Below are 24,587 nucleotides of genomic sequence, written 5' to 3' on the forward strand. Positions count from 1 at the left end.
TAAGGAGTGCCTCTAAACCTCCTTCTAGATAACGGTTCAATAAGTTTCGTACAGTTTGATGAACAAAACCTACTGATTTAGCTACTGCTGTTAAATTCTGACATTCAGAGTAGAGAATGAGAGCTTGAATTTTCCTATGGTGCTGTGCATTCTTTTTATCTTTCAGGGCTTGCTTCAATTCGCTAATTTGATATTCATTTAGTTCGACTTTCATACCTTATAGTATACAGCTATTTTTGTTTTTTGTTAAGTATTAGTAGGAAGCCTGATCTTATATATCCTCAAACAAAGCTGGGGGCCCTTGCCTTTTACAAGTCATCAAGTGTTGCATGTATTACAGGAAAAGGGGACATTGAATTATAGTCGGGCTTGGAAAAGCCTTCTTGTGGCTTTGTTGATTCTAAGTCTAGGAGCCGGTGTTGGTCCTGAAGCTCCTTTACTGGGAGCAGTGATTGCTTATTCTGTATGGCAGGCTGATAAAATGCGTTATGTCTATATGAATTGGGATCAAGGTAGTAGTCGAGAAAGATTCAGTATGCTCTTTCATCCAGGCCAATATGTGAAGTCTTTTGATGAGTCTATGCGTATCTTGAATTTAGGTCAAAAGAAGCTCCTGAGTAGCTTATATGTTCTTAATGGTTTGTTTGTATTTTGGCTCCTAATGCGTTTATCCGATCAGCCTTCTTTTGTGACAAAAATCGGAGAATCTCACTGGGGACTTAAGGAATTATTTTACTTCCTTCCCCTCTTTCTTTCGGGTTTTCTATTTGCCCTTTGTTATCAACAGGTGAGAAAGGGGATTGGGCTCTTAAAACTTGGGGAAAGAATTTCCCTTCCCATTAAGATTGCTATTGGTGGTTTGTCGATTTTTATCACCTCGCAAGTAGCCCCTAATTTATTGTTTTCAGGGCAACATTCGCTACATACCTTATTTGATATGGGACTAGCAACACCTGCCTTGTTTCTTTGTCTGTTAGCGGTTGGCAAACTGCTTTTATTAGATATCAATCTCTGGGCAGGTTGGACGGGAGGAGATATTTTTCCTCTGACCTTCGCTTCCCTCTTGCAGGGATTTGCGGTGGCAAAACTGTTGGAGTCGCAGCAACTGGATGTGGCATTTGTGGTTCTAGTTGTAGGACTGGCTATTGCACTACAGCTTATGGAAAATCGAATGTTGGCTGTAATATTTGTTTCTTTATTTTTCCCAGTAACTCTTTGGCCAGTCTCTTTTTTGATCTTTGTGATCTATGAGCTAATGGCGCGTGTCTATCAGAAAAAGGGGCTGGATCAAAACTAACAATTTCTTTCTTCGCTTGAAGTTTGAATAGAAAAAACAGCTTAGAATCAGCGTTTCTAATGACGTCATTCTAAGCTATTTTCTATTTGGAAGATTTTTCCAAGATTCTTTTTGTTTGGATTAAGTAAAGACTATCGGATAGGGATTAGAGTTCTTGACTGGCAATCCCAATGATGACATCACAGGCTTTTTCCATGGTTTGGAGACTGACGAATTCATAACGACCATGCATGTTCTCACCTCCTGCGAAGATGTTCGGAGTAGGGATACCCATAAAGGAGATTTTGGAGCCGTCGGTTCCACCACGAATCGGTTCAATGATTGGGGTGATATCTAGTGATTTCATCACTTTTTCAGCCAGTTGAACCGGGCGCATATCTTTTTCGATAACTTCTTTCATATTGGAGTATTGATCTTTGATGTCAATGATGACGCGCTCTTCACCCCAACTGCGATTCATACGACCGGCAATTCTCTGGAGCGTTTCTTTACGGTTGGTCAGACCGTGGCTCTCGAAGTCACGAAGGATGTAGTCCGCGTGTGCTTCTTCTTCAGTACCAGAGAGTTTTTGAAGATGGTAGAAACCTTCATACCCCTCGGTATACTCAGGTCGTTCGCCATCTGGGATAACGCTGTGGAAGTCCATGGCCAGTTGGAGAGCATTAATCATTTGACCTTTCGCTGTACCTGGATGGACATTGCGGCCCTTAAAGGTTACATGAGCAGCGGCGGCACTGAAGGTCTCGTATTGGAGCTCACCGAGTGGACCACCATCGACGGTATAGGCAAAATCAACATTGAAATCAGCAGCATCAAACCTGTCTGCTCCAGTTCCGATTTCTTCATCAGGTCCAAATCCGATCCGAAGTTCGGCGTGTTCAATTTCTGGATGGGCAACGAGATATTCGACTGCGGAGAGAATTTCTGCGATTCCTGCTTTGTCGTCAGCTCCAAGCAGAGTCCGTCCATCTGTTGTGATGAGGGTTTGCCCTAAATAGTTGTGTAGTTGTGGGAATTGGTTTGGATCAAGTTCATACCCGCTATCACTAAGAGGGATTGTCCCTCCTTGGTAATCTTGGATAATTTGAGGACTCACATTTTCAGCGTTAAAGTCAGCTGTATCCATGTGGGAGATAAAGCCAATCTTATATGGAAATTTGTCACTGTTTGCCGGTAAGGTGCCGATAATAAAGCCGTTTTCTAGATAGTGCACATCTACTAGTCCGATATATTCCATGGTTGGTTTAAGGACATTAAGGGCAAAGTCTACTTGACTTTGAGTTGAAGGTGTGCGATCAGCGTATTCATTTGAACGGGTGTTTATTCGAACATAGTCCAGGAAATGGCTGAGGAGTTGTGGGTATTTGGTCATATCTGTACCAACCTTTCTCAATATACCTTTTTATTATAAAACTAGCTTGGGGGAACTGCAAGATATTTCCGTTTTTGATATCAAAAAAAGCAGAATTGAGATATAATGGAAGAAGTATGAACGAAAAAAAGAGGAATACTATGGTACACAAGCTCGAGGGAATTTTAGAAGAACTACGGGAGCATGGCATTCGTGTGACTGAGGCGCGGCGTTTGATGTTGGAATATTTGATGAATAGTCATGAGCATCCGAGTGCAGAAAAAATTTATCAAGATTTGATGGAGGTCTACCCGCAGATTAGCTTGGCAACTGTCTATAATAATTTGAATCTCTTTCTTAAGGAAGGCTTAGTGACAGAGATTAAGATTAAAAATGACCAAACACGCTACTATGATTTTATGGGGCATGAGCACATTAATATTGTGTGTGAAAATTGTGGTAAAATTGCAGATTTTGAAGGGGAGACTTTGCCAGATATGTCGGATCTTGTTGAAGAACAAACCGGCTATCAGTTTACCAAACAAGAGCTTTTGGTTTATGGAATTTGTCCTGAATGTCAGAAGTTGGAGGGGTGATTTTCTTCTATGAGGAAGTTCGTTTTATATTGCCTTAGTCTTTTTGTTATCGTTAGTCTAAGTGGGTGTGGGAATAAGGATGTCTTTAGCTCAGAATACACCTTTGATTCCGCACAAATTCGTATGCCGAATGGGGATTTGATTGAGGGCGAAGTCGATAAGTGGGCTCATGATAGTGACAATGATAATATTCGTGTGACTTTTAAAAATGGGAAGTCCTACTATACGAGTTCAAGTAATGTAGTCCTCTACAATAAATAATTGGCTATCTGGAAATGTCGTGATAGAATTCACGTAGCCCCTTGTTTTTGAGTGGGAAGTATAGTAGAATAATGAGGACTGCTAGGCAGTACTTAAAATACCTAAGGAGAATTGAAGATGGTGAAATTAGTTTTTGCTCGTCATGGTGAATCAGAATGGAACAAGGCTAACCTCTTTACAGGTTGGGCTGATGTGGACTTATCAGATAAAGGTACACAACAAGCTACTGATGCTGGTAAATTGATCAAAGAAGCTGGAATCGAATTTGATCAAGCTTACACTTCTGTTTTGAAACGTGCGATCAAAACAACCAATCTTGCTTTGGAAGCAGCTGATCAATTGTGGGTACCAGTTGAAAAATCATGGCGTTTGAATGAACGTCACTATGGTGGTTTGACAGGTAAAAACAAGGCTGAAGCAGCAGAGCAATTTGGTGACGAGCAAGTTCACATTTGGCGTCGTTCTTACGATGTATTACCTCCAAACATGGATCGTGATGATGAGCATTCAGCTCACTCAGACCGTCGTTATGCACACTTGGATGATACTGTTATTCCAGATGCTGAGAACTTGAAAGTTACTTTGGAACGTGCTCTTCCTTTCTGGGAAGATAAAATCGCTCCAGCTCTTAAAGATGGTAAAAACGTCTTTGTAGGAGCACACGGAAACTCAATCCGTGCTCTTGTAAAACATATCAAACAATTGTCTGATGATGAAATCATGGATGTTGAAATTCCAAACTTCCCACCACTTGTATTCGAATTGGATGACAAATTGAATGTTGTAAAAGAATACTACCTTGGACAAGACTAATCTTTCCTAAGGATACTGCCCTGGCTTTTGCTAGGGCAGTTTTTTTCCTCTAAAAAATGAGATGGGAGCGAGAAGAGATAACCACTTAGGAGTTAATCTGTGGTAAAATGAAGAGAGTTTTTCTAGAAAGTTTTAGGAAGAGAATGAGAAGAAAAAAGTCCATTATTGAGCAACAGACCATCCCCGGAAGACTCTATTTTATCCTTGGTTTGGTTTTCAGTTTATTTGTAATTTTAGGGGTCAGGTTAGCCCATATGCAGGTTTTTAACCAGGCTTTTTATTTGGAGAAAATGGCGACAGCCAGTCAAAAAATTATTAAGGGAAGTTCCGTACGTGGACAAATTTATGATGCACAAGGAAAACCCTTAGTAGAGAACGAAAGCAAGCAGGTGGTATCTTATACCCGTAGCAATCAAGATACAGCTGAGAGTTTGAAAGAGACTGCCAGAAAAATTGATCAACTGGTTGAAGTAAAAAATGAAGATCTTAGTCAACGTCAATTAGCAGATTATTACCTGGCGGATCCTGAGGTTTATAAGGAAGTTGTTGAGAAACTTCCCAAAGATAAAAAGATGGATCGAGATGGAAATCCACTTGCAGAAAAAAATATCTACAGTAACGCTGTTGAGACGGTGACTCTGAAGCAGGAAGATTTAAGTGCTGAGGAGAAAAAAATAGCCTTACTGTTTACTCAGCTGAATGCTATTCCGAGTTTTGGAACGGGAAATCTTCGGACAGAAGACTTAAATCCAGAGCAAGTGGCTCTTGTGGCTTCTAGTAGTCAGGAGATACCAGGGATTTCCATTTCAACCAGCTGGGAACGCAAGGTCTTGGACACAGCTCTCTCTAGTATTGTCGGCAATGTTTCAAGTGAGAAGACGGGTATACCTGCTGAAGAGGTAGAAGAGTATTTGAAGAAGGGCTATTCTCTGAATGATCGGGTAGGAACTTCCTATTTGGAAAAAGAATATGAAGAGGTTTTACAAGGTAAGCGTTCTGAAAAGGAAATCCACTTAGACAAAGAAGGAAATCTCGAAAAAATTGAGACAAAGTCTGATGGTGAGAAGGGGCAAAATATCAAACTGACGGTCGATCTTGAGTTTCAGCAAGGGGTTGAAGATATTTTGAAGAATGCTCTTCAATCTGAAATTAATAAGGGAAGTGCCTTGGAGACTGAGGGAGCCTATGCTGTTGTGCTTAAGCCGGAAGATGGTTCAATTCTAGCCATGGCTGGAGTGAAGCAAGATTTGGAAAGCCATGATTTATCCACTGATGCTTTAGGGACAATTACTAATGTTTTTGTACCAGGATCCGTTGTAAAACCAGCTACTCTCACAGCTGGGTGGCAAAACAATGTCCTCACAGGAGATGAGGTTTTGGCAGATCAGACAGTTTATGGAATTAATTCTTGGTTTACGGAAGGAAGTGTCCGTGAGATTTCTGCGGTGCAGGCTCTAGAATACTCTTCCAATACCTATATGGTTCAAGTAGCATTAAGGATTTTAGGAAGTCCATTAGGGACTGCTCTCCTGGATGATCCAGAGTCTGTAAAACCAGCCATGGAAAAATTAAGAGCAGCTTTTGCTCAATATGGAATGGGAACAAAAACAGAGATTGACCTTCCTAATGAGTCTCTTGGTTACTTACCGGCAGAATTTACGGTAGGGGACTACATGAATAATGCGTTTGGTCAGTTTGACAACTATACACCGATGCAGTTGGGGCAATTTGCAGCGACTCTGGCCAGTGGTGGAAATCGGATCCAGCCGCACATTGTTGCGGGTGTTTATACCAATGATGAAAGTGGTGGTTTAGGTCAGGAGGTTGAGAAGAAGACTGGACGACTGCTTAATCAAGTTGAGATTTCCCAAGAGGATATGTCGATTCTTCAAACAGGGATGAATCAAGTTGTCTACGGAGGATCTGCCTTTACGACCGGTAGAACCGTTGGTGAGGGGGCATCCGTATCTATTGCTGCTAAGACGGGGACAGCGGAGACTTTTGTTAGTCAAGGTAAGGTGCGTGCGGTAAATACCAATGTTGTTGCCTATGCCCCAAGCAGCAATCCAGAGATTGCGATTGCAGTTGTATTTCCCCATAATACGGATCTTCAATCCACCGTTAGTCACAGTATCACCAAGGATATTGTAATTTTATATTATTCTAAATAGTAAGGAGGAACTATGCTTTATCCCACACCTATTGCGAAATTAATCGAAAGTTATTCAAAACTCCCAGGGATTGGTAAAAAAACAGCTACACGTCTAGCTTTTTATACTATCAGTATGGAGGATGAAGAAGTAGCAGAATTTGCCAAAAACCTCCTTGCAGCTAAGCGTGAATTGACTTATTGTAGTATCTGTGGTAATCTGACAGATGATGACCCTTGTGTGATTTGCCAAGATGAAACTCGGGATGAAACAAAAATTTTGGTCGTAGAAGACAGTCGAGATGTGACGGCCATGGAGAACATTCAGGAGTATCATGGTCGTTATCATGTTCTAGGAGGGCTGATTTCTCCTATGAATGGAGTCAGTCCAGATGATATCAATTTAAAGTCTTTAATTAATCGTTTAATGGATGGCAAGGTCACAGAAGTTATTGTTGCGACAGATGCTACTGCAGATGGTGAAGCTACATCTATGTATATTTCACGGATTTTAAAACCAGCTGGAATTAAAGTTACACGGTTGGCTCGAGGTTTAGCTGTAGGCAGTGACATTGAATATGCGGATGAAGTGACCCTTCTTCGGGCCATTGAAAACCGGACAGAATTATAGGAGTTAGACATGAAAGAAACATTGATTCTCTTGTATGGAGGTCGTAGTGCAGAACGAGAAGTTTCCGTGCTAACAGCTGAAAGTGTTATGCGGGCTGTAGACTATAATCGTTTCCACGTTAAGACTTACTTCATTAGTAGTGAGGGAAAACTTTATAAAACGCAAGAATTCACATCAACACCTACTGAAACAGAAAAATTGATGACGAATGATCAGGTTGGCGATCTAGAGGCCATGAGCTTTGGTGCTCTCTATGAGAAAGATGCTGTTATTTTTCCGTTGCTCCATGGTCCAATGGGAGAAGATGGGAGTATTCAAGGTTTCTTTGAAATCCTTGGAATGCCCTATGTGGGAGCAGGTATCTTAACCTCAAGTATGGCAATGGATAAAATTTCCACGAAACGGATTTTAGAATCTGTGGGGATTACTCAGGTTCCGTATACAACCTATATTGAGGGAGAAGATCTGAATAAGGCATTGGATGAGGCAGAGGCCAGACTAACCTATCCAGTATTTGTGAAACCGTCCAATATGGGATCGAGTGTTGGGATTTCTCGAGCAGAAGATCGAGTATCTCTAGAGGCGGCTATTCAAGAAGCCCTTCGTTATGATAGTCGGATCCTTGTAGAGCAAGGGGTTGATGCACGCGAAATTGAAGTGGCGATTCTAGGAAATCAAGATATTCAAACGACTTTACCAGGAGAAGTTGTAAAGGATGTAGCCTTTTACGATTATCAAGCTAAGTACATTGATAACAAGATTGAGATGGCGATTCCTGCACAGATTCCAGATGATGTTACAGCAACCATGCGGGAAGAGGCACGTAAAGCCTATTATGCCTTAGGAGGAACTGGTCTTTCTCGATGTGATTTCTTCTATACTGAGGATGGAAAAATCTATTTGAATGAGCTGAATACCATGCCCGGTTTTACTCAATGGTCTATGTATCCCCTTCTTTGGAAGAATATGGGACTTTCCTATTCGGACTTAATTTCAACACTGGTGGATTTGGCTATCGATGTTTATAACAAACGCCAATCCCACTTCTTCTAGTTATTGTTAAGAAAGTGGGACAGTGGATTAGTTGTTTTCGGCGTCCAAAAGGCGAACGAAAACAGTTAAAGGAACCACTGCTTCAAAAAGCATTTCATTAACTGAAATAGGAAGGTTGAGGTTTTTGTCCCCAACCCCTTTTTCATTTTAATGACGAATAAATTAGATAGAGGGAACAGATGCTAACCTTAAAAGAAATTCAGGACGTTTTGAAACCAAAGAACTTGATAGCGATTGAAGATGATCAATCGATTACCAAGGTAGAGTTTGATAGTCGTTTAGTGGGAAAAGGGGATCTTTTTGTCCCTTTGAAAGGGGCTCGAGATGGCCATGATTTTATTGATATAGCCTTTGATAATGGAGCCTTAGCCACCCTATCTGACAGGGAATTGGATACCCAGCAAGTCTACTTTTGGGTGGATGATGTCTTAGCGGCCTTGCAACATCTTGCTACCTATGTTTTAGAGAGAAGCCAAGTAGATGTATTGGCTGTCACAGGGTCAAATGGTAAAACCACTACCAAAGATATGTTGGCTCACCTGCTGTCAACAACCTTTAAAACCTATAAAACCCAAGGGAATTATAACAATGAGATTGGGTTACCCTATACGATTCTCCATATGCCCGAAGATACAGAGAAACTTGTTTTAGAGATGGGGCAAGATCACCTAGGAGATATTTCGCTTCTGTCTAAGATTGCTAAACCTAAGGCTGCTGCTGTGACGATTGTTGCAGAAGCTCATTTAGAGTTTTTCAAGGATCGGCGGGAGATTGCTCAAGGTAAGATGCAGATTGCAGATGGTATGTCTTCTGGAGCCCTTCTTTTAGTTCCCGGAGATTCGATGTTGGATGAGTTTATTCCAAATAATCTTCAAGTCAAACGATTTGGTCAAGATGGGGATCTGTTTCTATCGAATTTGGAAGAAAGTCGTACTTGGCTTCGCTTCCGTACGAATTTCTTAGAAAATACCTTACAAATTCCGTTACCTGGAAAGTATAATGCGATGAACGCACTGGTAGCTGCTTATTTGGCAAAAAACGAAGGTGTATCTGAAGAAGACATTACTGAAGGATTTAAAAGTTTGAAATTGACAAAAAATCGAACAGAATGGTTGACAGCTCAAAATGGAGCGGCGATTTTATCAGATGTCTACAATGCAAATCCAACAGCTATGCGTTTAATCTTGGAGACCTTCGCTAGTCTAGCGAGGGAAGACGGAGGACGTAAGATTGCAGTTTTAGCGGATATGAAGGAATTGGGACAGGAGTCTCATCAACTTCATTTGTCTATGATTACGAGCCTTAATCCGGAAGATTTAGACAAGGTCTATTTCTACGGTGAAGAAATTGAGGATCTTGCCAAATTAGCTGCAGAGATCTTCCCAGTTGGTAGTGTTTTTTATTATCCGACAAAAGATTTTAAGGAGTTGTCACAAGCTATCTGTGAAGAAGTACAGCCTTTGGACCAAATTTTATTAAAAGGCAGTAATTCTATGAATTTAGCCAAGATTGTGGAGGCTTTGGAGGGAGACTAAAGGATGAGGGAGCTACTTACTCAGTTATTTTCGACGATTCCGCTAGAACATCCTCCTCATATTAGCTGGTTAGCGCACCTAGCTTTATTATTGAGTCTGCCTCTATTGCTTATTTTGGGAAGTAGAGTCAAAGGTGATAGGATGGTACGAGGATTTTTCTTGGTTTTACTACTTGCCTTGTATGGATTCTTTATTTTTCTAGATTTCTCTTGGCAGACAAGCCTTCCTTTTTACCATTGCCGCCTTGCGATGTTGTTCTTTTTATTTTTAAAAGATGGCTCTAAGTTCAAGCAATACTGGGCTTATTTAGGAATTATCGGTCCAATCGTTGCCTTTAGTTACCCTATTTTATACCAGTATCCATTTTTCCACATTACCAATCTCAGTTTTATCCTTCTGCATCAATTACTATTTTATCTATCAGCTGCTTACCTTTATCATCAAGACAATCGTATTCAGCTTTCTAAACGAAGTATTCAAATCTATTCCTTTGGTTTGACTGTGGTAATGGCTATAGTAGCAGCTGGAACGGGTGGAAACTATGGTTTTCTTCTGGAATTACCTATTTTGAATACAAGTTCTTTATGGTTCAATTCTATTTTTATGAGTTTGCTCCTAGCACTTGGTATAACTGGAGTACAGGGACTTTTTCTTTATTTGAAAGATGGAGACAATCTTGTTGAAGAACGATTACTTTGAGCTATGGTATAATTGAAAAAATACAAAGGAGAGTTTAAATGGGTATTTTCTCAGGTTTGATGGGCAATGCGAGCCAACAAGATGCGCAAAAGGTCAGGGCGGAATTGGATTCGATTCTGCTAACAGAGGAAGAAGTGGAGATGGCTTTTTCGCTTGTTCGGGATTTAATTGTTTTTACAGATTATCGTTTGATTTTAGTGGATAAACAAGGTATGACTGGTAAAAAAGCCTCTTACAAATCAATCCCATATGGATCTATTTCACGTTTTACAGTTGAGACGAGTGGGCATTTTGATTTGGATGCGGAGTTAAAACTATGGATTTCATCTGCAGTTGAACCAGCAGAAGTTTTACAATTTAAGAGTGATGATAGTGTTGTGGCTATTCAGAAAGCCTTGGCTGCAGCAGTCTTGTTGAAATAATGCTGACTAATTCTCAATTTAGTGATTTTCTCCTCCGTTTTCCGGAGGACGTTCAGTTGGTTTTGAAGGACATGATTCCTAGTTACCAACAAGGGTATATGGATTATGTGTACCAAACGGATAAAGTAGATATTCAAGCGAGAAGGATTAAGAATTTAATTAAGAATTTTCGAATCATGGGTTATACTTATGTTATGCCGATGCCTCAGGATTTAGCGCTTGAGATTGCAAGCGATTGGATGTATCCATCGTATCTAGAGATAGATTTACAAGATGTGAATCGAGAAATTCTATCAGCGGATGCGCGTGAAAATCGTTATTTCGTTGTAATTTGGAACGGAGCCATGATGGGCTATTTCCGACTTTTGCAGACAGAGGCTACGGCGGATTTATTTTTGAGTCTTAAACCGAAGTATCTGGGAAAGGGAAATGGAATCCGTTTTTATCAAGCAATTGAAGGTTTTTTAAAGAAGCAAGGTCGTGTGGAGATTCTCCAAGTGAAAGCCACGGAACAAAGGGTTCAGAGATTTTTTGTAGACTGTGGATTTAATGAAGATTTATCGGACACTAGATTTGTCAAAAGGTTGTAGAAGCTTGCAACCTTTTTTTGTATAGTTAGAAAAGCTTTATTGAGTTCCTCTTTTTTTCTTAGTCTCTTAGTGGAACGTGGTATAATAATCAAAAGGAGGTGCGTCATGTTGTTTGGATTTATTGTATTAGGATTTGTCTTGCTGATTCTAGTGCTGGTACTTTTAAGTTCCATTTATGTAGTGCGGCAGCAGTCAGTTGCGATTATTGAGCGTTTTGGTCGTTATCAGAAGACGGCGACGAGTGGGATTCATGTTCGTTTGCCTTTGGGGATTGACCGATTAGTTGCTCGGATTGAGCTGCGCTTACTTCAAAGTGAGATTGTCGTGGAAACTAAAACGAAGGACAATGTTTTTGTAACCCTCAATATTGCGACTCAATACCGCGTAAACGAGTCGAATGTGACGGATGCCTATTATAAACTGATTAAACCAGTTAGCCAGATTAAATCTTATATTGAAGATGCACTTCGATCTTCAGTTCCTAAGCTAACCTTGGATGAATTGTTTGAGAAAAAAGATGAAATCGCCTTGGAAGTTCAAAATCAAGTAGCAGAAGAAATGTCTACCTATGGTTACGTGATTGTGAAAACCTTGATTACCAAGGTTGAGCCAGATGCTGAAGTGAAACAGTCTATGAATGAAATCAATGCGGCTCAACGCAAACGGGTTGCCGCTCAGGAATTAGCTGAAGCTGATAAGATTAAAATTGTTACTGCTGCGGAGGCAGAAGCTGAAAAAGACCGCCTTCATGGGGTCGGGATTGCCCAACAACGGAAAGCTATTGTGGATGGCTTAGCCGAATCTATCCGAGAATTGAAAGATGCTCAAGTTAGTTTAACAGAAGAGCAAATCATGTCGATTCTATTGACTAACCAATACTTGGATACGTTAAATAGTTTTGCAGAATCAGGAAATTCAACTGTCTTTCTACCAGGGCAGCCAGAAGGAGTTGAGGATATTCGAACCCAAATTCTATCTGCTTTAAAAGCACGATAATAAAAAAGGTTAGATTGTAGACAACCCCTACAAACTAACCTTTTTCTTTTCTTTGGATTAGAGATCAGCCTTTGTGAAAACGACTTGGCCGTTTTCAAATTTCTCAATGCGAGCCAGAGAACTGACGGGAATTCCCATTTTTTGGATGAGTTCACGTCCGTCTTGGAAAGATTTTTCGATGACAATGCCAATTCCTTCCACTTTGGCTCCGGCTTGTTGGATGATTTCAATCAAGCCTTTTGCAGCTTGGCCATTCGCCAAGAAGTCATCAACAATCAAGACATGATCTTCTTGACTAAGGAATTTACTGGCAATGGAGACAGTTGAAGTCACCTGTTTCGTAAAGGAATATACTTCAGCTGTTAAGATTCCTTCTGTCATGGTAATATTTTTATGTTTCTTAGCGAAAATCATTGGTACATCTAGACTCTCTGCTACATATGCAGCAGGTGCAATTCCAGAAGCTTCGATGGTTACAACTTTGGTAATTCTTTTATCACGATAAGCATCAGCTAGAATCTTTCCCAACTCCTTCATCAATTTGTAGTCAACTTGGTGGGTAAGAAAGGAATCTACTTTGAGAATATTCTCGCCAAGTACATTCCCATCTCTAAGAATTCGTTCTTCTAATAATTTCATGATTTCCTCCAATTATTGATGGAATCTATTATAGCACGTTTTTTCTAAAAAAAGAAGTGAAATAAGTAAAAGAAACCCGTGTTTATAACTAAAAAAGCGAACATTATAGAGAGAAAATTCAATAAACGTATTGATTTTAGGTGTTTGTTTTGATAAACTGAGACTATTCTTTTTTAAAACAGAAGGAGGAGCTATGTCTCAGAACATCAAAAAAGAACCATCGGAAAACATGTTATACGGTGTAGAGGATACACCGCCGAAAGGATTGGCAGTTTTGCTAGCTTTGCAGCATATTTTAGCTGCTTTTGCAGGTATCATTGCTGTTCCCTTGGTTGTAGCTTCTGCCCTAGGACTTCCGGTTGAACAAACATCGGCGCTTGTTTCGGCAGCTATATTTGTGGCTGGTTTAGCTACGATTATACAGTCTAAAGGACTTGGTCCAATCGGAGCGCGTGTTTCAGGAATGATGGGAACAGACTTTACTTTTGCCAATCCAGCCATTAGTGTCGGTAGTCAGTTTGGCTTAGCCGGTGTCGTTGGTGCGACCATTGCCGGTTCTTTTGTTGAGATTATTCTTAGCCGCTTTATCAAACCGCTTATGCGTTTCTTCCCTCCTTTAATTACGGGAACTGTTGTAACTTTAATTGGGATTACGCTTTTACCAGTTAGCATGGATTGGGCTGCGGGCGGTGTAGGAGCTAGTGATTATGCTTCTGTTGAAAATGTCAGCATTGCTTTTGTTGTTATGCTGTTCACGCTGTTTTTGAACCATTATGGAAAAGGAATGATGAAAACAGCTTCTGTCTTTTTCGGAATGGTTTTCGGCTATGTCCTTTGCATTTTCCTTGGCAAAGTCGACTTGTCTACCGTTAATGAAGCAGCTTGGTTTGCTCTTCCGAATGTTTTTGGATTTGGAGTTCGCTTTGAATTATCGGCTATTCTAGCCTTTATCCCAGCTTATGTCGTATCATTGATTGGTACTGTGGGGATTATGATGGCAATTGGGGAAGCTTCTGGCCAAAAAATGACCTCTGAGCGTGCAGCTAATGGTGTCTTAGCTGACGGGGTTGGTTCTCTCTTAGCGGGTGTTTTTGGGGCAGGACCGAACACAGCCTTTTCACAAAATGTAGGCTTGATTACCTTGACGAAAGTTGCTAGTCGACAAGTCATGGTGTTGGCAGGAATTTTATTGGCAATCCTTGGTGTTTTTCCAAAGGTGTCTGCTCTTATTTCCATTATGCCTCAACCTGTTCTGGGGGGTGTTGGAGTTATCATGTTTGGTTTGGTGGCAGCACAAGGTGTCAAAACTCTTGCGACAGTTAAAATGGGAGATCGGGAGCTGTTGATTATTTCCCTTGCCTTTGCCTTGGGAATTGGTGTAACCGTTCGTCCAGACTTACTGAGCCATTTGCCATTAGCTCTTCAAATGATTTTCTCATCGGGAATTTCTACAGGAACTATTGTAGCTTTAATACTAAATCAGCTATTAAAAGAAAAATGAGAAAAATGAGGTCGGACGATTGTCCAACCTCATTTTTCTGATTGTTGAAGGGTCCAAGCAGAAATGCTACGCCCTAGAACAGGGAAGGTAGCCCAGCCATCTTTTTGAACAGTGACGGTATCTGGGTGGTGTTCGAGTTGATCAGCAAAGACATGGCCTTGCCATTGAGTACCAACGTACATGGAGATACTAGAGTCATCTTTGTTGCTGATGATAACAGATAGAGGACTGCGGTCCAGTTCATCCGGAATCCGAGTCCAACCAATCGTATTGGCATCTTCAAAGTAGTCTGTCTCTTCTCCAAATGCTAAGTATTTACGAAGGAGTAGGAGTTTGTCCAAAACTTTTTGGAAACTTGGTTGGGTATGGGATCCTTGAACACCATAGTAATCGCCATAAAAGACACAGGGTTTTCCATGTTTACGGAGTAGGATCATTCCATAAGCCAGTGGCTTAAACCAATCCGCTACTACAGATTCTAAAGCCTGTCCTTTTTGAGTATCATGATTTTCAACAAAGGTAACGGCAGACTCGGGATGATTTTTAACCAAGGAACCATCAAAAATAGTGGTTAAGTCGAAATCTTCCTCTTTTTCACCAGCTTTGTGGAAATTATAGTGAAGTTTAACGTCAACCAAATCAAATTGATGATCCGTATCCTCTAGGTAATTGGTGTTGGTCTCTTCATCAGGATTCCAAAACTCTCCGAAAACATAGAAATCATTTGAAACATTTTCTTTGATATCTCGAATAAAGTTTTTCATGAAAAAGGAATCGATATGCTTAATGGCATCTAGTCGAAATCCGGAAATGCCAGTAGTTGGGATAAACCAATTAGCCCAGTCATAGAGGTTTTGGATGACTTCTGGATGCTTGAAGTCTAAATCAGCATACATGAGATAGTCGTAGTTTCCATTCTCATTGTCAACGAGGCTATCGTCTGACCAACCCTTGTTGTCTCCAACAATTTGGTAAATTCCATTCTTATTTCGTTTGGCATCGAAGTCTGTGCCTGTAAAATGGTACCAATGCCATTGGAAATCGTTATAACGACCATGACGGCCTGGGAAAGAGAAGTGGGTCCACCCTTTAATCAGGAAAGGGTCCGTTAATTCTTTTGTACGATCTTCAGGATCGACTTCAACCACTTCAAAGGATTCGAGTCCATCAGCAGCAGCTTTGTGATTCAAAACAAGATCGGCTATAGCTGAGATGCCATGGTCTTTCAAAATACGAATAGCTTGGATATATTCATCCTTGGTTCCGTATTTAGTTCGAACGGTACCTTTCTGGTCAAATTCTCCTAAGTCAAAAAGGTCATAGATTCCGTAACCGACATCGTTTGAGTTTGTAGCTTTAAAAGCTGGTGGCATCCAGACTTGTGTGATTCCAAGTTCAGCCAGATGAGGGGCATCGCCTGCTAGACGGTTCCAGTGTTGCCCATCATTTGGTAGATACCACTCGAAGTATTGGATTAAGGTTTGATTTGTTTTCATAGCCCTATAGTAAAAGGAAGAGTCTTTTTTGTCAAATGTTTACTTATTTATTTGAAAAGTCTGATTTGATTTTTTAAAAAGATTTGTGTAAAATCAATAAGAGATTGTGAGGAGTAATATGAGTCGCAAAGAGAAAAAAATTGAAGTTCAGTTAAAAGATTACAAGGTACAGGTTGGTACCGATACATTTGATGGCTACCAATTATTGATTGGGAAGCAAATCGTTGGTGAGATTGCGGAATTAGATCAGCAGTTTGCGGTGCTTTCGAATGGAAATGTACAAGAGTTTCATAAAAATCTTGAGCAAGCGATTGAAAAAATTATCGAAAACTACAATTTATCCAAATAAAAGGCTTGCATTCCAAAGATAGTGTGATATAATAATTCTTGTTGATATCGGAGAGATAGCGAAGAGGCTAAACGCGGCGGACTGTAAATCCGCTCTTTCGGGTTCGGGGGTTCGAATCCCTCTCTCTCCATTCTTATTATTGGGGTATCGCCAAGCGGTAAGGCAAGGGACTTTGACTCCCTCATGCGTTGGTTCGAATCCAGCTACCCCAGTTCTTAGGTTACTTATCGGATAGAGGAAGCTAAAATATCCTTTGGGTATTTTATTTCTTTATATCCAGGCGACTGTTGAAGTGATGCGGTACTTAGGAAGAAATTTTATAAGTATATCAGGTCTAAGACTTGATTGTTGGAGGATTTTTTAGATGAACGAATTTGAAGATTTGCTAAACAGCGTTAGCCAAGTTGAGCCAGGTGATGTTGTTACTGCTGAAGTATTGACTGTTGATGCTGGACAAGCTAACGTAGCAATCTCTGGTACTGGTGTAGAAGGTGTCTTGACTCTTCGTGAATTGACTAACGATCGTGATGCTGACATTCACGAATTGGTTAAACCAGGTGAAACACTTGAGTTGCTTGTGCTTCGTCAAGTTGTAGGTAAAGACACTGATACTGTTACCTACCTTGTATCTAAAAAACGTCTTGAAGCACGCAAAGCTTGGGATAAATTGGTTGGACGTGAAGAAGAAGTCGTTACTGTTAAAGGAACTCGTGCTGTTAAAGGTGGTTTGGCAGTAGAATTTGAAGGACTTCGTGGTTTCATCCCAGCATCTATGCTTGATACTCGCTTTGTTCGCAACACTGAGCGTTTCGTAGGTCAAGAATTTGATGCAAAAATCAAAGAAGTGGATCCAAAAGAAAATCGCTTCATCCTTTCACGTCGTGAAGTTGTAGAGGCTGAAACAGCTGCAGCTCGTGCAGAAGTATTTGGTAAACTTTCTGTAGGTGATGTAGTAACTGGTAAAGTTGCTCGTATCACAAACTTTGGTGCTTTTATCGACCTTGGTGGTGTAGACGGATTGGTTCACTTGACTGAATTGTCACATGAGCGCAATGTATCACCTAAATCTGTTGTAACAGTTGGTGAAGAAATTGACGTTAAAGTTTTAGACTTGAATGAAGAAGAAGGTCGCGTATCACTCTCTCTTAAAGCTACTGTTCCTGGACCATGGGATGGTGTAGAGCAAAAATTGGCTAAGGGTGACGTTATCGAAGGAACTGTTAAGCGTTTGACTGACTTCGGTGCCTTTGTAGAAGTACTTCCTGGTATCGATGGCTTGGTTCACATCTCACAAATTTCACACAAACGTGTTGAAAATCCAAAAGATGCGCTTCAAGTAGGTCAAGTGGTTAATGTTAAAGTTCTTGATGTAAACGCTGCTGATGAGCGTGTATCTCTTTCTATCAAAGCACTTGAAGAGCGCCCTGCTCAAGCTGAAGGCCAAGAAGAGAAACGTGCTGCACGTCCACGTCGTCCACGTCGTCAAGAAAAACGTGACTTTGAATTGCCAGAAACACAAACTGGTTTCTCAATGGCAGATCTTTTCGGAGATATCGAACTATAATCATCGTTGAAAAATGGGGCAATCCCCAATGTTATTAAGTTCGAATAACTTATAAAGATATAAAAAACACAATTGAATGATTGGGATCAAAACCAAGAATCAGTTGTGTTTTTTTGTGTGCAAGGTTATCAATTGAATTAATCTAGCAGTGAGTTTTTTTCTGTCTGTGGACCTTCCTTACTTGAGATTGGATAGTTTTTGAGCAGATTAAGGAATATTTTCTACGCAGTAGTTTTCATTTTTATGTGAAAGTATATGAAGTTGAAGTTATATAAGGGATTGAAAAATTCTGACTCTGTTTTTGAAAGATATAATTATAGGAATGATGCTAGTTTTATTTCCCTGATTCCTAGGCTACTTCGTTTTGACATAAAAGAATAGCTAAGATTCATTTACCATTCGGAACGTTTTCATTACATTTCAGGACATGGAGGTTTGAAATGTGACTTTTTCTTGTATTCTTAAAGGGTTGATTTTGGACTCATTTGTTCCGAATTTCTTCGAATAGAAAGATGAAAGGGTAAATGATTGGATGAGAACTATGAATATTTTTGTTTATGAGGAGCAGTATCGAGATCATTTTTGGTGGGAAGATTTACTACTCCATACGTTGATGTCTTGTGGCATAGAGGTTAAGTCTTTGGAAATTCAGTCAGATACTTTAGGCTTACTTGATTCTTGGACTACAAGGGGAAGTCACCAAGTTTTTATTTTAGTTCTCTATGGGGATAGCAATCGACAGGAGTTTTTTGAGTTAGCTCGTAGAATTCGTCAGTTAGATCCTTTATCTCAGATTATTGTGATTGCTGACTCCTTATTTTATATGGAAGATGTTTTAAAAACACAGGTGGGAGTCTTGGATTATATTTTGAAGGATTTACAACCTTGTCTCTTTCGGCAGCGGTTGGCTAGCTTGTTGATGCAGGTTCATTCAAATTTTATATTGGACACACCTAAAGAGCAGATAATTATTCAGAACTCACAAGTTCAAGTTCAAATTCCGATTAAGAAAGTCTTTTATGTTGAACGGAGTGTTCGAGCCCACTATATTTCAATCGTGAGCAGTGAGGAAGAGTTGTCAGTGATTGCAAATCTCCAAGATGTTAAGGCTAAAACTCCCTTTCTTTTTTCATGTCATCGTTCTTTTTTGGTAAATCCTTTTAATATTCGCCATGTTGATCGACAACTAAGAATGGCATTTTTTCCAAGAGGTTATTGTTGTCCCATTTCAAGAAATCGAATGATGGAGTTGTTAGATTTGATTCAGTTTCAGAGTTATCCTGCGTCAAATTCTGAAGAAAATGAACTGGAATAAGTTTAGTGGGTAATGAAGGTATTGGAAAAGGACTTAGCTAGTATAACTAAGTCCTTTTTTCTCTATGGTTGTTCGGCTTCTTCGTCCTGAGAAGAGCTTGAAGAGTTACTTGAGGAGCTGTCTTCAAGGAATTGCTCAGGGTGAAGGGCTTTGTAAGTAGGTGAATTGAACAAATCTACGGTGCTAGATTGGCGTTGGCTAAACAGACTTGTGGCTTCTTGTCCTTTACTTTTTTCAATCTTCAATAATTGATCCATAGCTTTATTGTAACTGATTTTACTTACATCCGGTTTACCGAGACGGTTTTCATTGTAGAAGCGGAGTAAATCTCCAGTTTGAATCATATCCGAAATTTTTAATTGTTGATTGGCTTTTTCTCTTGCCTGATCGATAGCTTTTTGGGTGGATTCATCTGGAGTTGTGATTTCTTCACCAGTAGCTGTGTAGTAAGTGCGTCCAGAATAAGAAGTGTATTCTGGTGTTACGAAATAGTTACTTGAACGGAAGGCAACTATTTGCTCATGATCTGGAGATAATAGGTCTTGACCAACTTGTAGAAAGGCACTGGAATCAATTCCTAGAAGATGTTCTAAAGTGGGTAACATATCAATCTGCCCACCATAAGTGTCAATGATGGATCCTTGTTCCATATCGGGAACAACAACAATGTAGGGAATCCGTTGAAGCATGGCATTATCATAGGAAGACCAAATTTCTGGATTTTTATCCAATAGTGGAGCCAGAGAAGGATTCCGTGAATTGGAGATACCATAGTGATCTCCATAGAGGACAATGACGGAATTTTCATAAAGTCCCGTTTCTTTGAGATAATCAAAGAAGGCTTTTACCGCAGAATCGAGATAGTTGGCTGTAGCAAAATAGCCATTAATCGTTTCATCCTTGGTTTCTGCCAGGGGGAATCCTTGTTCGTCCCCAATTAAGCTTGTTGTATAAGGATAGTGGTTGGATACGGTTAAATATTTGGCATAGAAGGGTTGTTGCATATGCTCGAGATATTTAATCGAATCCTTGAACATAATTTTGTCATTCAATCCATATTGGAAAGAATTTTCATCGGTAGCCTTACTCATGTAAGATTGATCAAAGAAATAGTTGTATCCCCATTGTCTATAGGTTGTATTTCGATTCCAGAAACTACCAATGTTTCCATGGAACACAGCAGAGGTATAATCACCAGTTTGGGATAAGATATGCGGTGCAGCTTGCTGGGTATTGGTACCTCCGTAGTTAACCATGAAGGAGCCTTGATTTAACCCAAATAGGCCGGTTTCAATCATGGTTTCCGCATCAGATGTTTTACCAGCCTTGACTTGGTTGAAGATGTTCGAGAAGGCAAAGCTTTCATTGGAATGGTAGAGTGAATTGATAAAAGGGGTCACTTCGTATTCCTGATCATCTGATTTCAGTTTGTAGTCAATCAAGAATTGTTGGAAGGACTCTAAGTGTAGATATATGACGTTGCGGCCTTTGGCAATACCGAAGGTTGCCGGATTTGGAGCGGCATTGTGCTCTTTAACATACTCTAAAACAGGCTCTAAATCAGTCTCAGAGGCTTTGGCCCGTTCTTTATCAGCCTGATAGGTTTGGTTAGCACTATAGCCAAAGAAGGCTGGAAGTCCTAGAGCTCGAACTACGTAGTAGTTCGAGAAACCGCGGCTCAACAATTCAGGCCTATCAACTTCAGCAAAGAAGAGATTAGCAGAGAAGAGCATGGTCGCTAGAGAAGTAATGGCAAAGCTAGCGTTAAAGCTTAATGGTCGCTTATCGAATCGGATTTTCTTTTTCCAGAAAAGATAAACAATAATAGGAATATCCAGTAAATAGAGGATATCAAATGGTCGAAAGAGTTTCACTGCGGCATCTCCTAATCCAGCTGATACACTGCTAGAGGCCAACATGGTATTCAGGGTGATGAAGTCAGAAAACTCTCGATAATAAATGACATTGGAGAAAAGCCAAGAGAATAAGATGAGGTAGACAACCGCTAAAAATGGGTAGAATACTTTGGTAGGTTTGACGTAAAAAGACAAGCCTAGAAGTAATAATCCCAAGGGGAGCGGATTTAGAAAAGCGAGAGCTAGTTGGTAAAAACCTTGCATATTTCCCAGTTGAATATCTAAATTAAAACTTAAGAAATAGGCAGCGATACTTTTTAACCAGTAGAGGATGAGGAGGATGAAGACTAATCCTAATCGACTACTCATTGTATTTAGAAGTGATTGTATAATTTTTTTCACGGAAAAATTTCCTTACTTTGTCAAAAATATCCTTTTGGATAAGACAGTTGTATTTTGGGAATAACATCCCAATTTTATTTCAAGTTTGATTATATCATAAATTAAAAGTGGGAAACTAGTCAGAGGTGATGGAGTGATTTCTTTTTAAGAAATACTTAAGTTTGGAAGGGACAGCCGTTCCATTGGTCTTTTTCTTAGTGACTATATTAGTGGATATGCTTTGAAGAAGAATCCAGAAATAAGTTATCTCTTTAGAGAATGCAAGTAGTAGACAGGATCTATTTGTTGGGAAAGAAGGAGACCTTATGCAAGACTTTGCAATTTTGTCCAATTTTTCTGTAAATTCTGCTATAATAGATGAATGAAGCAAGTAGTTATATCGACTCGCTGTCAGCAAGATATTGGCCGAGGGCGTATTCTTCTCAACGAGAAGGATCTTCAACCGACCAATTTGGACAATGAGTTTGTTCACTTTCAGAGTCAAAATGGGAAGTTTGTAGCCTCAGGTTATCTCTCTAAACAAAATAAGGGTGTTGGATGGGTCTTGTCTAAAGATAAGTTGAACTGGTCCGAATCCTATCTAGTGGAAAAGTTTGCTGTAGCAAGGGCGAAAAGACGGGGCTATTTTGAAGATTCTGATACCACGGCTTTTCGTGTGTTTAACCAAGAAGGGGATGGCTTTCCAGGTTTTACTGTAGATTTATATGGAGATTATCTCCTCTTTTCTTGGTATAACTCCTTTGTTTACAATCATAGGAATGAAATTGTTGCCGGTTTTCAAAAGGTGTTCCCTGAGTGTAGGGGAGCTTATGAAAAAATCCGCTTTAAAGGTCCAGAGTATGAGAGTGCTCATTTATATGGAGAAGAAGCACCAGAGCAGTTTCTCGTTAAAGAAAATGGTGTGGTCTATCAAGTCTTTCTAAATGATGGTTTGATGACTGGTATTTTCTTGGACCAGCATGAGGTTCGTAATGATTTAGCAAATGGATTAGCTAAGGGACAGCGTCTATTAAACCTCTTTTCCTATACGGCAGCCTTTTCGGTTGCTGCTGTAGCAGGAGGAGCTGTTGAAACTGTTTCAGTAGACCTTGCTAAACGGAGTAGAGAACTTTCTCAAGCCCATTTTCTAGCGAATGAGATGAGTTTAGAAGGCCATTCCTTTGTCATAATGGATACCTTTGAATACTTGCGTTATGCTGCAAGGAAAGGTTTGAGTTTTGATGTTATCGTTATTGATCCACCTAGTTTTGCTCGGAATAAAAAACAAGTCTTTTCCGTAAACAAGGATTACCATCGATTGGTAGAAGAGTCTCTTAAACTCTTGAATCCCAAAGGACGAATGATTCTTAGTACCAATGCGGCTCAGTTGTCCTTAGAAAAATTTCAGCTTCAAATCCAAAAAGGAATGGGATCTTCTTCCTATAAGATTGAGAAGATTCATCGCTTACCAATGGATTTTCCAAGTTATGCTCTAGAGAGCACTAGTAATTATTTAAAAGTAATACAGATAAGGGTAGATGAATGAAGATAGTTGTACCAATCATGCCGACCAGTCTTGAGGATGTGCAGGCCTTGGATACCGATCGTTTTGACTCGGTAGATATAATCGAATGGCGTGCGGATTATGCAAGTAAAAAAGAGGATATTTTCTCCCTGGCTCCGGCTATTTTTGAGAAATTTGCAGGCCGTGAAATTGTTTTTACCTTACGGACGACTCGTCAGGGCGGTAGAATGGAATTAGACGGTTCTGAATATGTAGCGATTCTCCGTGAAATTCAAACTTTGTATCAGCCTGAGTATATTGATTTTGAATTTTATGCTTATCGTGATGAATTCGATAAGGTACTTGATCTTTCAAATCTAGTGTTGACCTATCACAATTATGAGGAAACGCCTGATAATTTAATGGAAATTCTGTCAGAATTGACAGCTTTGAACCCTCGAATTGTGAAAGTAGCAGTCCAACCGAAACATGAGCAGGACGTACTTGATTTGATGAATTATACTCGTGGTTTTAAATCTCTAAATCCAGAACAGGAATATGTGACCATCTCTACTGGGAAATTAGGTGTTTGGACTCGTCTGATAGGTGATTTGACAGGTTCGGCTTGGACTTTTGCAGCGTTAGAAGTTCCGAGCGCTTCCGGACAATTATCCCTACATAAGACTCGGACGATTCTAGAAGCTGTAAATGATTCTGAATAGCTCCTTGGTGATGGAGGTTGCTCATGATTGAGTTTAGTATCTTTATCAGTATTGGTATTCTAGCAGGACTTTTAGGCTCCTTATTGGGGTTGGGTGGTGGTCTTATCCTTACTCCAATTCTCACAATTGTAATGGGATATGATATTAAGGTGGCTGTATTAGTCTCTATCTTTGCAGTATTGGGGACAAGTACCGGCTCTGCTCTGGCTTACTTGGAAGATGATTTGCTCAACCTCAGATTAGCTATGTTTCTTGAGATTTTTACCACTATAGGTGCCTTTGTGGGAGCATTGTTATCGACTGTTGTGCAAGGTCAGTTCCTCTTTATCCTTTATGGCTTACTGATGTTTTACCAAGCCTATACTATGTGGAAAAAAATAAAGGGTGGTGAGACCCATCATTTGACAAGTACAGCAGTAAAAAACTCGACTCCTTTGCAAGAGTCCCTTAGTGGAACATACTATGATTTAGGAAGGCAAACGCAAGTTAACTACCAAGCAGCTAATATTCCACTGGGATCGTTCATTATGTTTTTGGCAGGTGTTGCCTCAGCTTTGCTGGGAATTGGAGCAGGTGCTTTTAAGGTTTTGGCCATGGATAATGTGATGGGGCTACCGCTTAAAGTATCCTCTGCAACGGCTAATTTTATGATGGGGGTCACAGGTGTTTCTTCCGCTATCTTTTATTTTAGTCAGGGGTCTGTTGATTTGCAGATTGTAGCCCCTATTGTTTTAGGAGTTATTGCAGGATCCACGCTGGGAAGTAAACTGATGCCGAGAATTCCAGTAGCGTATTTACGAGTTTTGTTTTTAATGGTTCTCTTGGTGACAGGGGTACAAATGTTTCTGCGTGGCTTGGGAGGTTAGG

Annotated in this window: 24 protein-coding genes and 2 tRNA genes; 21 read left to right on the forward strand and 5 right to left on the reverse strand. The window is 40.1% G+C overall.

The annotated features are described in order from the left end of the window. Positions 1 to 214: helix-turn-helix domain-containing protein (locus E4T71_RS02305; protein ID WP_135034965.1), on the reverse strand; the 214-nt coding region annotated here is incomplete at its 3' end. A gap of 138 nt (positions 215 to 352) precedes the next feature. Between E4T71_RS02305 and E4T71_RS02310 the strand changes: the two genes are divergently transcribed. Continuing rightward, positions 353 to 1,297: a chloride channel protein gene (locus E4T71_RS02310; RefSeq protein WP_135036272.1), complete on the forward strand. Its 945-nt coding sequence runs from the start codon at positions 353 to 355 to the stop codon at positions 1,295 to 1,297. 145 nt (positions 1,298 to 1,442) lie between these two features. On the opposite strand, the gene pepT is transcribed toward E4T71_RS02310, so the two are convergent. Continuing rightward, a complete protein-coding gene (pepT, locus tag E4T71_RS02315; RefSeq protein ID WP_135036275.1) occupies positions 1,443 to 2,669 on the reverse strand; it encodes a peptidase T in 1,227 nt (408 codons plus the stop codon). 140 nt (positions 2,670 to 2,809) lie between these two features. On the opposite strand from pepT, the gene E4T71_RS02320 reads away from it, so the two are divergent. The 11 genes from E4T71_RS02320 to E4T71_RS02370 all read left to right on the forward strand — a co-directional run bounded on the left by E4T71_RS02320 (position 2,810) and on the right by E4T71_RS02370 (position 12,393). Next, on the forward strand, positions 2,810 to 3,244 hold the full coding sequence (locus E4T71_RS02320; RefSeq protein ID WP_228062329.1) for a Fur family transcriptional regulator: 435 nt from the start codon (positions 2,810 to 2,812) through the stop codon (positions 3,242 to 3,244). Between the two features lie 9 nt (positions 3,245 to 3,253). Continuing rightward, positions 3,254 to 3,505 (forward strand): hypothetical protein, encoded by a 252-nt coding sequence (locus E4T71_RS02325; protein WP_135036281.1) that lies wholly within the window; start codon positions 3,254 to 3,256, stop codon positions 3,503 to 3,505. Between the two features lie 117 nt (positions 3,506 to 3,622). Beyond that, positions 3,623 to 4,318, forward strand: coding sequence for a phosphoglycerate mutase (locus E4T71_RS02330; RefSeq protein WP_135036284.1), 696 nt, complete (start codon positions 3,623 to 3,625; stop codon positions 4,316 to 4,318). 143 nt (positions 4,319 to 4,461) lie between these two features. After that, entirely contained in the window at positions 4,462 to 6,489 is a 2,028-nt protein-coding gene (locus tag E4T71_RS02335; protein WP_135036287.1) for a penicillin-binding transpeptidase domain-containing protein, read from the forward strand. Positions 6,490 to 6,501: 12 nt separating this feature from the next. Beyond that, the gene (recR, locus tag E4T71_RS02340; protein ID WP_135036292.1) at positions 6,502 to 7,098 is read left to right on the forward strand and encodes a recombination mediator RecR; all 597 of its coding nucleotides are present in this window, start codon (positions 6,502 to 6,504) and stop codon (positions 7,096 to 7,098) included. A 9-nt stretch (positions 7,099 to 7,107) separates the two neighbouring features. Beyond that, entirely contained in the window at positions 7,108 to 8,151 is a 1,044-nt protein-coding gene (locus E4T71_RS02345; protein WP_135036295.1) for a D-alanine--D-alanine ligase, read from the forward strand. A gap of 179 nt (positions 8,152 to 8,330) precedes the next feature. Then, on the forward strand, positions 8,331 to 9,686 hold the full coding sequence (murF, locus tag E4T71_RS02350) for a UDP-N-acetylmuramoyl-tripeptide--D-alanyl-D-alanine ligase (RefSeq protein ID WP_135036298.1): 1,356 nt from the start codon (positions 8,331 to 8,333) through the stop codon (positions 9,684 to 9,686). 3 nt (positions 9,687 to 9,689) lie between these two features. Then, positions 9,690 to 10,385: a TIGR02206 family membrane protein gene (locus tag E4T71_RS02355; protein WP_135036301.1), complete on the forward strand. Its 696-nt coding sequence runs from the start codon at positions 9,690 to 9,692 to the stop codon at positions 10,383 to 10,385. Between the two features lie 38 nt (positions 10,386 to 10,423). Next, positions 10,424 to 10,807, forward strand: coding sequence for a PH domain-containing protein (locus tag E4T71_RS02360; protein ID WP_135036304.1), 384 nt, complete (start codon positions 10,424 to 10,426; stop codon positions 10,805 to 10,807). A gap of 56 nt (positions 10,808 to 10,863) precedes the next feature. Then, entirely contained in the window at positions 10,864 to 11,397 is a 534-nt protein-coding gene (locus tag E4T71_RS09755; RefSeq protein ID WP_228062331.1) for a GNAT family N-acetyltransferase, read from the forward strand. Positions 11,398 to 11,502: 105 nt separating this feature from the next. After that, positions 11,503 to 12,393 (forward strand): SPFH domain-containing protein, encoded by an 891-nt coding sequence (locus tag E4T71_RS02370; RefSeq protein ID WP_135036307.1) that lies wholly within the window; start codon positions 11,503 to 11,505, stop codon positions 12,391 to 12,393. A 57-nt stretch (positions 12,394 to 12,450) separates the two neighbouring features. On the opposite strand, the gene E4T71_RS02375 is transcribed toward E4T71_RS02370, so the two are convergent. Continuing rightward, on the reverse strand, positions 12,451 to 13,032 hold the full coding sequence (locus E4T71_RS02375) for a xanthine phosphoribosyltransferase (RefSeq protein WP_135036310.1): 582 nt from the start codon (positions 13,030 to 13,032) through the stop codon (positions 12,451 to 12,453). A 193-nt stretch (positions 13,033 to 13,225) separates the two neighbouring features. On the opposite strand from E4T71_RS02375, the gene E4T71_RS02380 reads away from it, so the two are divergent. After that, positions 13,226 to 14,533 carry a nucleobase:cation symporter-2 family protein gene (locus E4T71_RS02380; protein ID WP_135036313.1) on the forward strand — a complete coding sequence of 436 codons (1,308 nt, stop codon included), beginning with the start codon at positions 13,226 to 13,228 and terminating at the stop codon, positions 14,531 to 14,533. Between the two features lie 29 nt (positions 14,534 to 14,562). On the opposite strand, the gene E4T71_RS02385 is transcribed toward E4T71_RS02380, so the two are convergent. Further along, positions 14,563 to 16,029: an alpha-amylase gene (locus E4T71_RS02385; RefSeq protein ID WP_135036317.1), complete on the reverse strand. Its 1,467-nt coding sequence runs from the start codon at positions 16,027 to 16,029 to the stop codon at positions 14,563 to 14,565. Positions 16,030 to 16,147: 118 nt separating this feature from the next. Here E4T71_RS02385 and E4T71_RS02390 point away from each other — a divergent pair, with 118 nt between their 5' ends. The 5 genes from E4T71_RS02390 (at position 16,148) to E4T71_RS02410 (ending at position 19,257) form a co-directional block, all read left to right on the forward strand. After that, entirely contained in the window at positions 16,148 to 16,378 is a 231-nt protein-coding gene (locus E4T71_RS02390) for a DUF2969 domain-containing protein (protein WP_135036321.1), read from the forward strand. A gap of 49 nt (positions 16,379 to 16,427) precedes the next feature. Further along, positions 16,428 to 16,508: transfer RNA gene (locus E4T71_RS02395), tRNA-Tyr, on the forward strand. 10 nt (positions 16,509 to 16,518) lie between these two features. Beyond that, positions 16,519 to 16,590, forward strand: a tRNA-Gln gene (locus tag E4T71_RS02400). A gap of 152 nt (positions 16,591 to 16,742) precedes the next feature. Further along, positions 16,743 to 17,942 carry a 30S ribosomal protein S1 gene (gene rpsA / locus E4T71_RS02405; protein WP_135036324.1) on the forward strand — a complete coding sequence of 400 codons (1,200 nt, stop codon included), beginning with the start codon at positions 16,743 to 16,745 and terminating at the stop codon, positions 17,940 to 17,942. A 541-nt stretch (positions 17,943 to 18,483) separates the two neighbouring features. After that, entirely contained in the window at positions 18,484 to 19,257 is a 774-nt protein-coding gene (locus tag E4T71_RS02410) for a response regulator transcription factor (RefSeq protein WP_167758463.1), read from the forward strand. 62 nt (positions 19,258 to 19,319) lie between these two features. Here E4T71_RS02410 and E4T71_RS02415 read toward each other — a convergent pair whose 3' ends face one another. Continuing rightward, the gene (locus E4T71_RS02415; protein ID WP_194181243.1) at positions 19,320 to 21,515 is read right to left on the reverse strand and encodes an LTA synthase family protein; all 2,196 of its coding nucleotides are present in this window, start codon (positions 21,513 to 21,515) and stop codon (positions 19,320 to 19,322) included. Between the two features lie 361 nt (positions 21,516 to 21,876). On the opposite strand from E4T71_RS02415, the gene E4T71_RS02420 reads away from it, so the two are divergent. From E4T71_RS02420 to E4T71_RS02430, 3 genes are read left to right on the forward strand one after another with little or no spacing between them, the layout of a single operon-like run. After that, on the forward strand, positions 21,877 to 23,040 hold the full coding sequence (locus tag E4T71_RS02420; protein WP_135036330.1) for a class I SAM-dependent rRNA methyltransferase: 1,164 nt from the start codon (positions 21,877 to 21,879) through the stop codon (positions 23,038 to 23,040). Then, on the forward strand, positions 23,037 to 23,720 hold the full coding sequence (locus E4T71_RS02425; protein WP_135036333.1) for a type I 3-dehydroquinate dehydratase: 684 nt from the start codon (positions 23,037 to 23,039) through the stop codon (positions 23,718 to 23,720). Before E4T71_RS02420 ends, E4T71_RS02425 begins: the two co-directional genes overlap by 4 nt. A gap of 23 nt (positions 23,721 to 23,743) precedes the next feature. Further along, the gene (locus E4T71_RS02430; protein ID WP_135036336.1) at positions 23,744 to 24,586 is read left to right on the forward strand and encodes a sulfite exporter TauE/SafE family protein; all 843 of its coding nucleotides are present in this window, start codon (positions 23,744 to 23,746) and stop codon (positions 24,584 to 24,586) included. The last annotated feature ends 1 nt before the right edge of the window (position 24,587 follow it).

It is taken from the genome of Streptococcus sp. WM07 (assembly GCF_004570525.1).
GTDB lineage: Bacteria > Bacillota > Bacilli > Lactobacillales > Streptococcaceae > Streptococcus.

Excerpts from the sequence above, each read along its gene's own strand:
- pepT (WP_135036275.1), bottom strand. The coding sequence starts at position 2,669 with ATGACCAAATACCCACAACTCCTCAGCCATTTCCTGGACTATGTTCGA.
- E4T71_RS02320 (WP_228062329.1), top strand. The coding sequence starts at position 2,810 with ATGGTACACAAGCTCGAGGGAATTTTAGAAGAACTACGGGAGCATGGC.
- E4T71_RS02325 (WP_135036281.1), top strand. The coding sequence starts at position 3,254 with ATGAGGAAGTTCGTTTTATATTGCCTTAGTCTTTTTGTTATCGTTAGT.
- E4T71_RS02330 (WP_135036284.1), top strand. The coding sequence starts at position 3,623 with ATGGTGAAATTAGTTTTTGCTCGTCATGGTGAATCAGAATGGAACAAG.
- E4T71_RS02335 (WP_135036287.1), top strand. The coding sequence starts at position 4,462 with ATGAGAAGAAAAAAGTCCATTATTGAGCAACAGACCATCCCCGGAAGA.
- recR (WP_135036292.1), top strand. The coding sequence starts at position 6,502 with ATGCTTTATCCCACACCTATTGCGAAATTAATCGAAAGTTATTCAAAA.
- E4T71_RS02345 (WP_135036295.1), top strand. The coding sequence starts at position 7,108 with ATGAAAGAAACATTGATTCTCTTGTATGGAGGTCGTAGTGCAGAACGA.
- murF (WP_135036298.1), top strand. The coding sequence starts at position 8,331 with ATGCTAACCTTAAAAGAAATTCAGGACGTTTTGAAACCAAAGAACTTG.
- E4T71_RS02355 (WP_135036301.1), top strand. The coding sequence starts at position 9,690 with ATGAGGGAGCTACTTACTCAGTTATTTTCGACGATTCCGCTAGAACAT.
- E4T71_RS02360 (WP_135036304.1), top strand. The coding sequence starts at position 10,424 with ATGGGTATTTTCTCAGGTTTGATGGGCAATGCGAGCCAACAAGATGCG.
- E4T71_RS02370 (WP_135036307.1), top strand. The coding sequence starts at position 11,503 with ATGTTGTTTGGATTTATTGTATTAGGATTTGTCTTGCTGATTCTAGTG.
- E4T71_RS02375 (WP_135036310.1), bottom strand. The coding sequence starts at position 13,032 with ATGAAATTATTAGAAGAACGAATTCTTAGAGATGGGAATGTACTTGGC.
- E4T71_RS02380 (WP_135036313.1), top strand. The coding sequence starts at position 13,226 with ATGTCTCAGAACATCAAAAAAGAACCATCGGAAAACATGTTATACGGT.
- E4T71_RS02385 (WP_135036317.1), bottom strand. The coding sequence starts at position 16,029 with ATGAAAACAAATCAAACCTTAATCCAATACTTCGAGTGGTATCTACCA.
- E4T71_RS02390 (WP_135036321.1), top strand. The coding sequence starts at position 16,148 with ATGAGTCGCAAAGAGAAAAAAATTGAAGTTCAGTTAAAAGATTACAAG.
- rpsA (WP_135036324.1), top strand. The coding sequence starts at position 16,743 with ATGAACGAATTTGAAGATTTGCTAAACAGCGTTAGCCAAGTTGAGCCA.
- E4T71_RS02410 (WP_167758463.1), top strand. The coding sequence starts at position 18,484 with ATGAATATTTTTGTTTATGAGGAGCAGTATCGAGATCATTTTTGGTGG.
- E4T71_RS02420 (WP_135036330.1), top strand. The coding sequence starts at position 21,877 with ATGAAGCAAGTAGTTATATCGACTCGCTGTCAGCAAGATATTGGCCGA.
- E4T71_RS02425 (WP_135036333.1), top strand. The coding sequence starts at position 23,037 with ATGAAGATAGTTGTACCAATCATGCCGACCAGTCTTGAGGATGTGCAG.
- E4T71_RS02430 (WP_135036336.1), top strand. The coding sequence starts at position 23,744 with ATGATTGAGTTTAGTATCTTTATCAGTATTGGTATTCTAGCAGGACTT.